The following is an 8,474-nucleotide window of genomic DNA, read 5'->3' on the forward strand; positions in this document are numbered from 1 at the left end:
ATTATTTAGCCCGGAGGGATAATGGGTTTTGTCATTGCAATAAGTCAATCTAAAGGGGGTAGCTCTAAAACGACTACAGCTATAAATTTATGTGGTGCACTAATTGAAAGAGGATTTAAAGCTATTGTTGCTGATATGGATAAAGATAAACCTGATGCTATAAATTGGGCTCGACAGGGTGAACGTATTAATTTTGTCATGGAGTTGTTCGAAGAAAAACCCATGGAAAAGATGGAAAGTCTGAGGAAGAAATATGACTTTATTATTTTAGATACCCCACCAAATTACATGCCTGCAGCGTTTAAAGCAATTATGTTATCTGATTTTATTATTTTACCTTGTTCTCCTAGTTTTTTGGATCAATCCAATTTAACCGATGCTATTTCTATACCTCGAATGGCGCAAAAACCCTTTAAGATATTGGCTTGCAGAGTGAACAGACGCCAGAAATTGTCAGAAAAATTAATATCGGAACTTATTAAAACAGGTCAAGCTTTTGAAACCTGTATCACTGCTAAATCAGTAGTCTTAGAAAGTCCATTTCAAGGAAAATGGGTTGGTGATTATAAATCACGCTCCACAAGTCATAAAGAATTTTTAAATTTAGCAGATGAAATAATAAAAATTGCCAATGTATGGGTAACACCTCCTGCCGTAATCCATCAAAAAATAAGTGCTAATCTCTAAAGTAGTAGGAGTTAATATGCAGAACTTTTGTCTATCAGAAGCGATTTTGGAACGATTTAAAGCAGCCGAAAATGAGTTGGGTTATTCCGAGCATATTGTGAATTTGGATTGCTCAAAAATTGATACCTGGGAATTTAGAGATAGAAAATCTTTTGAATTGGGTAATATTGATGATTTAGCAGCCAGCATTAAACATGGCGGACAGTGCCAACCTATCGTAGTAGTTAGGCCTTCTGCTTCATTTAAGCCTAAAGATGATCCCAGTGCTCAATATGTTGTTATTGCGGGTTATCGCCGTTGGATGGCTTGTAAAAAATATAAAATGGATGTTTTAGCTGTTGTTAGGACCCTTACTTTTGAACAAGCTATTACGGTGTTAGCCTCCGAGAATGAAAAGGAAAGTGTGTCTGAATATTCAAAGGGCATGTTTTATCATACTTTATTGAATACTCAGAAAATTTCAGAACAAGAATTAAGTCAACGCTTAAATATTAATCTTAATAATTTGCAAGCCTATCTTGCTTTTCCTCAGGTACCTGAGGAGATCTGGAAAGCGATTGGGGATTTATCACGTGTCTCAGCTAAAACAGCATCAGTGATTTTATCCTTTGTGAATAAAGGCCCGGCTTATGTAAAAGCAATAAAAAGTATTGCTAAAAAAATCGCCCATGGTTATGGAGAAAGACGAATTCAAGAAGCTGTTGAAAGTATAGTTAATAAGAAAGCCAGTCGAAGAGCTAAAGAGGATTTAGATCATCAAGTTACACTTAATGGTAAAGTAATTATGAACGCGCATCATGGGCGGATAAAATTTGATAAATCATTAGTGACCGATCCTCATTATGAGGATTTGATTAGTGAAATAGAAAAACATGTAGCTCATTTTGCTCATACTTACTTAGTAAAGCATTAGCTTTATTAACTAGCCCATGAGCCAATTTTGCTAGGGTGTTCTAAACTTAGTTGTAATAAATGAAGAAAATGTTTTCTACTGATTATTTTTGCACCTAAACTCAAAAGATGCTTGGTTGGCATTTGGCAATCTATGAAATCGAATTCCCAGTTCCGTAAAGTTGAGCACAGATAATTCATCGCTAGTTTGGATGCATCAGTCATGCAATGAAACATGGATTCGCCAAAGAACGCTTTGCCTAGACTTATTCCATATAAGCCACCTACTAATTGCTCTTCATACCAAACTTCAAAAGAGTGGGCATAACCCATTTCATGTAAGTTTACATAAGCCTGGATCATCTCTTGGGTTATCCAAGTGTTATTTTCGCGGTTTGAATAAGTCGCGCAAGCTTTGATAACCTCAGGAAATGCAGTATCAATCGAATAGTTAAATGATTTAGTTAAAGTTTTTTTTAAACTTTTTGATACTTTAAATTCATTCGGGAGGAGGATTAAACGAGGATTTGGCGACCACCAAAGTATAGGACAACCTGGCTCGAACCAAGGGAAAATACCTTGAGAATAAGCATATAAAATACGTTCAGGTTCCAAATCACCACCAATTGATAATAACCCTTGCTTATCACTTGTCTCAGGATTGGGAAACCAATATTTATGCGGTTCAATCAATTAAGGCCTACCTATGGACGCTATTGATAATGAGTATAGATCATTAACCAACAGTTGGGTCATAGACCCAACCTGAATTATCATTCTCTATGAATAAACTATTTCAATAGATCCAAATATTTTTCGGCATCAAGAGCTGCCATGCAGCCAAAGCCTGCAGAGGTTATCGCTTGGCGGTAGACATGATCTGCTACATCTCCGCAAGCAAAAACACCGGGAATTGACGTACTGGTCGCCATTCCATCTAAACCAGATTTAATCGTTAAGTAACCGTCCCTCATTGCTAGTTGATCTTGGAATAATTGGGTATTAGGAGTGTGGCCTATAGCAATAAAAACTCCATCAAAATTAAGCTCTTGCTTCGAACCATCTTGTAAATTACGTAAGCTAACACCCGTTACTTTTCTACCATCCCCCATAACTTCATCTAAAGTAGAGTTCCAAATTAATTTAATATTTCCCTTTTCTACTTTTGAGAATAATTTGTCTTGTAGCATTTTTTCTGCTCGTAAACTATCTCTTCTATGGATTAAGGTTACTGAAGCTGCAATATTTGATAAGTAAAGAGCTTCTTCAACGGCTGTATTTCCGCCACCAACCACACAGACTGATTTATTGCGATAAAAAAAACCATCGCAGGTAGCGCAAGCTGACACACCCTTACCTTGATAAGCTGTTTCAGAGTCGAGACCTAAATAACGTGCGGATGCTCCTGTGGCGATAATAAGCGCATCACACGTATAAGTAGCGCTATCCCCTTGTAAGCTAAAAGGAGATTGTTTTAAATCGGCTTTAACTATATGGTCAAAAATGATTTCTGTATCAAAGCGTTCCGCATGCTTTTGCATACGCTCCATCAACGCGGGGCCTTGTAAGCCTTCTATATCGCCAGGCCAGTTATCTACTTCAGTAGTCGTTGTTAATTGGCCACCGGGCTGCATTCCTGTAATTAATACAGGTTTTAAATTAGCCCTTGCAGCATAAACCGCGGCAGTGTAACCTGCTGGACCTGAGCCAAGTATAATTAAGCGATGGTGGTTACTATTACTCATTGGTCTGCCTTCCTTTATATATTTTGTGTTAAGATAACGAATATTAGGATAAAAACAACTACATTAAAATACCTATGGCAAAACAACACTCAGGGAAAAAGGCTGGAACTCCCAAAAAAACCATGCCGGACTTTATGATAAAGCGCCTAACCGAAGGCAGTTTTATTTTGATTTTAACAGGGGCTTTGTTTGTTCTTTTGTCCTTATTTACCTATAAGTTAAGTGATCCGGGATGGTCTCATGCTTCGCAACCGGGGACAGACATTGCCAATTCAGGAGGGCAGGTGGGGGCCTACTTAGCGGATACCTTATATTTTGCTTTTGGTTATTTCGCCTATTTCCTTCCTTTAACTATAGTCTATGTAGCATGGGCTATAATGAAAGATTTTCGTACGCTAAAAACCCTGGATAAAACAGTTACAGGATTACGTAGCCTGGGTCTTATCCTCATGATTTCAGGTGGGTGTGGTCTATTAAGCTTAGAGCCACAGATTAAAGCGCTAGATTCTATTCATAGTGCAGGTGGTATTATTGGTCAAGCCGTAGGTGGTGGCTGGTATCAAATGCTTAATCTGCATGGTGCGACCTTAGTTTTGTTTGCCATGTTTTTAGTAGGCATTACTTGGTTGACCGGTTTATCCTGGATAAAGGCGATAGAATTAATTGGCTATTACACTTTATTAGCCATTTCGTCTTCTCTTGCTTTTGTTAAAAAAATGGCGCATTTTAGTAATGCCAAAATAGAAGATTATAAAACCCAAAAACAAAGCCAACCTGAGTTGCCCAAAGTCCCTCCTGTGCTAGCACCAGAGCTAAATGCCCCAGACACTCTTCCACCTGTAGTTGAGAAAACTATTCTGCCTAAACTATTCGGTGCTGAGAAAAAAGAAAAAATTAAAGAGCAAGAAGAGCGTCCTGCTCCCATTTTAATTGCTCCTGAAGAAATAAAAGAAAAGATTGTTCCTAAACCTTTAATTAAAGAAGTTAAAGAGATTGCTATCCCTAAAATCACTAATGCCGTTGTGATCGAAGGTTTACCTCCTCTTTCTTTATTAGATAAAGGCCACCCCGGTAAACCTATGGGGGGATATACTCATCAAGAGTTGGAAAATTTATCCAGAAATGTTGAGCAACATTTATTAGATTTCGGCATTCAAGCTGATGTAGTGGCAGTGCATCCGGGACCTGTTGTAACCCGTTTTGAATTGCAACTGGCCGCAGGAGTAAAGGTAAGTAAATTAACCGCTTTAGTCAAAGATCTAGCTCGGTCCTTATCTGTTATTTCAGTGCGTGTTGTGGAAGTTATTCCAGGAAAAACAGTAGTCGGTTTAGAGCTTCCTAATAATGCTCGAGAAATGGTTCGTTTGTCTGACGTACTCTCCGCCGATGTATATCAACATGCCCAATCTCCTTTAACATTGGCTTTAGGGGTTGATATCGCAGGTCATCCTATGGTTGTTGACTTAGCTAAAATGCCTCATCTTTTAGTTGCTGGAACAACTGGCTCAGGTAAATCAGTAGGTATTAATGCCATGATTTTGAGTATTCTATTTAAGGCTACACCTGAACAGGTCCGCTTAATTATGGTAGATCCCAAAATGTTGGAATTGTCCGTGTATGATGGCATTCCTCATTTATTAACGCCTGTTGTGACCGATATGAAAGAAGCAGCGAGCGCATTGCGTTGGTGTGTGGAAGAAATGGAGCGCCGTTATAAATTAATGGCTGCCCTAGGGGTAAGAAATCTTGCAGGCTTTAACACAAAAATAACTGAGGCAGCAGCTAGCGGCGAACCTTTGGTCAATCCTTTATGGAAGCCTACAGACTCTATGGATACCACGGCTCCAGAATTACAAGCCTTACCTTATGTTGTTGTCGTCATTGACGAATTAGCGGACATGATGATGGTTGTTGGGAAAAAGGTCGAACAACTTATCGCACGAATCGCACAAAAAGCGCGAGCTGCAGGCATTCATATGATTCTTGCAACTCAACGGCCTTCGGTCGATGTGTTGACGGGTTTAATCAAATCTAATATACCCACCCGAGTTTCATTCCAAGTATCCTCTAAGATTGATTCTCGTACTATACTGGATCAACAGGGTGCAGAGCAGTTACTTGGTCATGGTGATATGTTGTATTTGGCTCCAGGTAGTGGCGCTCCTTTGCGCGTGCATGGTGCTTTCGTCGATGATAAAGAGGTGCATCGTATTGCTGATGACTGGCGCGCCCGGGGCGAACCTAATTACATTGAAGATATATTAAAATTATCTCCAGATGGTAATGAAGGTGGCGGTGTTGATGAGGATGGTCAATCTGCAGAAGATGATGATCCTTTATATGATCAGGCAGTAGAGTTCGTAATTCAAACAAGAAAAGCCAGTATTTCATCAGTGCAAAGACGCTTGAAAATTGGTTACAACCGTGCGGCCCGGATGGTTGAGGAAATGGAACGAACTGGAATTGTAGGCCCCTTAGATGGCGGTTATAGAGACGTACTAGTCAATTCCATAACAGAGGAATAAAAAATGAAAAAATTAGCCTTGCTTCTGTCATTATGTTGTTATTCCGCTTTTGCTTTCAGTGAAAGTCCGGGGGAGGTGTTACAAAATAAATTAAATGCCTTAAGTACTATGTCTGCGGATTTTAAGCAAACAGTGAAGGCAAAACAAAAAACAGTTTCACGCTCCTCAGGTACTATGGCTTTGCAAAGGCCAGGGCGTTTCCGTTGGAAAACGGTAGATCCCATGGAGCAATTAATTGTCGCTGATGGGCAAAAAATGTGGATATATGACATTGAATTAGAGCAGGTGACTGTCAAAAAACAAGAAAGGGGTTTAGGCGGAACAGCGGCTCTATTTTTAAGTGGCTATGATAACCAAGTCGCAAAAGATTTTGATGTTTCAGAAAAAAATGACGGTAAAAAAACAGTTTTTGATTTAAAAGCAAAAGCAGCTAAAGAAAACTTCCAACGCATTAAACTAATTTTTAACAAAGAGCAGCTCGTTGGATTAGAGTTATATGATCAATTAGGGCAAATTACTTATGTGACTTTATCGCAAATAAAAAGTAATGATAAATTATCTGCTAAATTATTTCAGTTTACCCCTCCCAAAGGAGTGGATGTAGTGAAACAGTAGTGCTTGCTTTTTTGTAAAATTATTTGGCTCTTTTATCTTGAATACTGGGTCTCACGACCCAACCTACATTAAATTGACTCAATTAATACCTAACCTTAAGGTGGATCGGTATTACCAAAACTACTTCATCGGAGCGGTTTAGTCAAAATGACTTATGCGTTAATTTTCCTTGAGTAAACAATCTATGAGCTTATTTAAAACTGATCCAATACCACCCCTAGCTGAATTATTAAGACCCAAGCATCTAGATGAAGTAATTGGCCAAAGCCATTTGCTCGGTGAAGGAAAACCGCTAAGACTAAGTTTTTTAGGTGGAAAACTCCACTCAATGATCCTCTGGGGGCCGCCTGGCGTAGGGAAGACGACTATAGCTCGTCTTAGTGCCCAAGCTTTTGATTGTGAGTGGATTGCTCTATCTGCAGTTTTTTCAGGAGTAAAAGATATACGTGGTGCGATTGAACAAGCTCAACAAAATTTGCTTCACGGACGGCACACCATCTTATTTATCGATGAAATTCATCGTTTTAATAAGTCACAACAAGATGCTCTGCTACCTTATACTGAATCGGGTTTAATTACTTTTATAGGTGCAACCACCGAAAACCCTTCTTTTGAGGTTAATTCAGCGCTTTTATCCCGTGCCCAAGTCTATGTTCTAAAATCCTTAACAGATGATGAATTAATGCAATTATTTAACAAAGCCCATCATTTGATTTTATCACATTTAACTTTTAATCGTGATGCACAAGAGTTGCTGATTGCTTATGCCGATGGTGATGCTAGGCGTCTTCTTAATCTACTAGAACAAATAAAAACAGCTGCACAAGCGAGTAGTATTGATACCATTAATAAAGAATTTATTAGCAATGCTTTAGCCGAAAGTCGACGCCGCTTTGATAAGGGTGGTGAACAATTTTATGATCAAATTTCCGCTTTACATAAATCCGTGCGGGGCTCAAATCCTGATGCTGCCTTATATTGGTTATGTCGAATGCTGGATGGAGGAGTTGATCCCTTGTATTTAGTTCGTCGTATTATTCGCATGGCTTGGGAAGATATTGGCTTGGCTGATCCCCGGGCTATACAACTCGCCAATGATGCCGCTGCAACTTTTGAACGTTTGGGCTCACCTGAGGGGGAACTAGCTCTAGCTCAAACCGTTATTTATTTGGCGGTTGCTGCTAAAAGTAATGCAGGCTATGTAGCTTACAATAAAGCTAAGGCTTTTGTTAAAAAAGATCAATCAAGAGAGGTGCCGATTCATTTGCGTAATGCACCTACTCATTTAATGAAGGATTTAGGTTATGGTCATGCTTACCGATATGCTCATGATGAACCCCACGCTTATGCTGCTGGCGAGCATTATCTTCCTGAGGGTATGGCTGAGCCTCATTGGTATGTTCCTGTGCAAAGAGGGCTCGAAGCTAAAATAGCGGAAAAATTAGCCTTTCTGAAAAAACTAGATGATGAGACAAACTAAATGTTCGGTGGATAGATATTCTAAAGCATTTAAGCGAAACTGGCCGCGGCCAGAAATCCGCGGCAGCGAGAAAGGAGATAGTTTTAATATCTCAGCTCTGTTGGTTGGGGTTCTGAAACAAAACTTGGTGCATCTTCACTCTCTTTACTAGGCAATACGGGTAAACAAGCTTCTAAGGAATCAATTTTTTCTCTCTGGCGCATGATTTCTCTATCTAAGCATTTTGAACCCTCTAAAAATAGAGATCGCGGGTTAGCTTTTAATTGACTTTCGTCTATATTGCTAAAAAACTTTAAAGTAGCCTTGTTATAGCTAGCTGTGGTAATCGCAAATTCCACTTCTTTTTTAGCAGCTTCTAATAGTTTAATTTTTGTTGTTTTAAAGCCTATTTTTTTTCTAATAAAGGTATAGTTAGCTAGGTCCGGGGATCTGGAACAAAATTCAGGAAAAATAAGAGCTATTCCCGGTTTGTTAGTTCATTCACCTTACTCTCAGAATGGCTTATCCACAAGTCCATAGGCCAGGAGAGCT

General features: G+C 39.1%; 8 protein-coding genes. 5 read left to right on the top strand and 3 right to left on the bottom strand.

Annotated features, from left to right (window positions below; all coding sequences use genetic code 11):
- Positions 1-21: 21 nt before the first annotated feature.
- Positions 22-687, top strand: a complete 666-nt coding sequence (locus ELY15_RS03410; RefSeq protein WP_127098248.1) for a ParA family protein — start codon at positions 22-24, stop codon at positions 685-687.
- Positions 688-703: 16 nt separating this feature from the next.
- Positions 704-1,600 (top strand): ParB/RepB/Spo0J family partition protein, encoded by an 897-nt coding sequence (locus ELY15_RS03415; protein WP_127098249.1) that lies wholly within the window; start codon positions 704-706, stop codon positions 1,598-1,600.
- A gap of 5 nt (positions 1,601-1,605) precedes the next feature.
- Here ELY15_RS03415 and aat read toward each other — a convergent pair whose 3' ends face one another.
- Complete coding sequence (gene aat, locus ELY15_RS03420; protein WP_127098250.1) at positions 1,606-2,271, bottom strand: leucyl/phenylalanyl-tRNA--protein transferase; 666 nt, start codon at positions 2,269-2,271, stop codon at positions 1,606-1,608.
- 98 nt (positions 2,272-2,369) lie between these two features.
- Entirely contained in the window at positions 2,370-3,323 is a 954-nt protein-coding gene (trxB, locus tag ELY15_RS03425) for a thioredoxin-disulfide reductase (RefSeq protein ID WP_127098251.1), read from the bottom strand.
- A gap of 74 nt (positions 3,324-3,397) precedes the next feature.
- On the opposite strand from trxB, the gene ELY15_RS03430 reads away from it, so the two are divergent.
- From ELY15_RS03430 to ELY15_RS03440, 3 genes are all read left to right on the top strand, one after another.
- Complete coding sequence (locus tag ELY15_RS03430; RefSeq protein ID WP_127098252.1) at positions 3,398-5,848, top strand: DNA translocase FtsK; 2,451 nt, start codon at positions 3,398-3,400, stop codon at positions 5,846-5,848.
- 3 nt (positions 5,849-5,851) lie between these two features.
- Positions 5,852-6,463, top strand: coding sequence for an outer membrane lipoprotein chaperone LolA (gene lolA / locus ELY15_RS03435; RefSeq protein WP_127098253.1), 612 nt, complete (start codon positions 5,852-5,854; stop codon positions 6,461-6,463).
- 184 nt (positions 6,464-6,647) lie between these two features.
- Positions 6,648-7,943 carry a replication-associated recombination protein A gene (locus tag ELY15_RS03440; RefSeq protein ID WP_127098254.1) on the top strand — a complete coding sequence of 432 codons (1,296 nt, stop codon included), beginning with the start codon at positions 6,648-6,650 and terminating at the stop codon, positions 7,941-7,943.
- 83 nt (positions 7,944-8,026) lie between these two features.
- Here ELY15_RS03440 and ELY15_RS03445 read toward each other — a convergent pair whose 3' ends face one another.
- Positions 8,027-8,281 carry a hypothetical protein gene (locus ELY15_RS03445; RefSeq protein ID WP_127098255.1) on the bottom strand — a complete coding sequence of 85 codons (255 nt, stop codon included), beginning with the start codon at positions 8,279-8,281 and terminating at the stop codon, positions 8,027-8,029.
- Between the last annotated feature and the right edge of the window lie 193 nt (positions 8,282-8,474).

The organism is Legionella sp. km772 (assembly GCF_003989735.1).
Taxonomy (GTDB): domain Bacteria; phylum Pseudomonadota; class Gammaproteobacteria; order Legionellales; family Legionellaceae; genus Legionella.

Bases quoted from the DNA above. Each gene is read 5' to 3' on its own strand.
- ELY15_RS03415 (WP_127098249.1), top strand. From the start codon at position 704: ATGCAGAACTTTTGTCTATCAGAAGCGATTTTGGAACGATTTAAAGCA.
- ELY15_RS03440 (WP_127098254.1), top strand. From the start codon at position 6,648: ATGAGCTTATTTAAAACTGATCCAATACCACCCCTAGCTGAATTATTA.
- ELY15_RS03430 (WP_127098252.1), top strand. From the start codon at position 3,398: ATGGCAAAACAACACTCAGGGAAAAAGGCTGGAACTCCCAAAAAAACC.
- lolA (WP_127098253.1), top strand. From the start codon at position 5,852: ATGAAAAAATTAGCCTTGCTTCTGTCATTATGTTGTTATTCCGCTTTT.
- trxB (WP_127098251.1), bottom strand. From the start codon at position 3,323: ATGAGTAATAGTAACCACCATCGCTTAATTATACTTGGCTCAGGTCCA.
- ELY15_RS03410 (WP_127098248.1), top strand. From the start codon at position 22: ATGGGTTTTGTCATTGCAATAAGTCAATCTAAAGGGGGTAGCTCTAAA.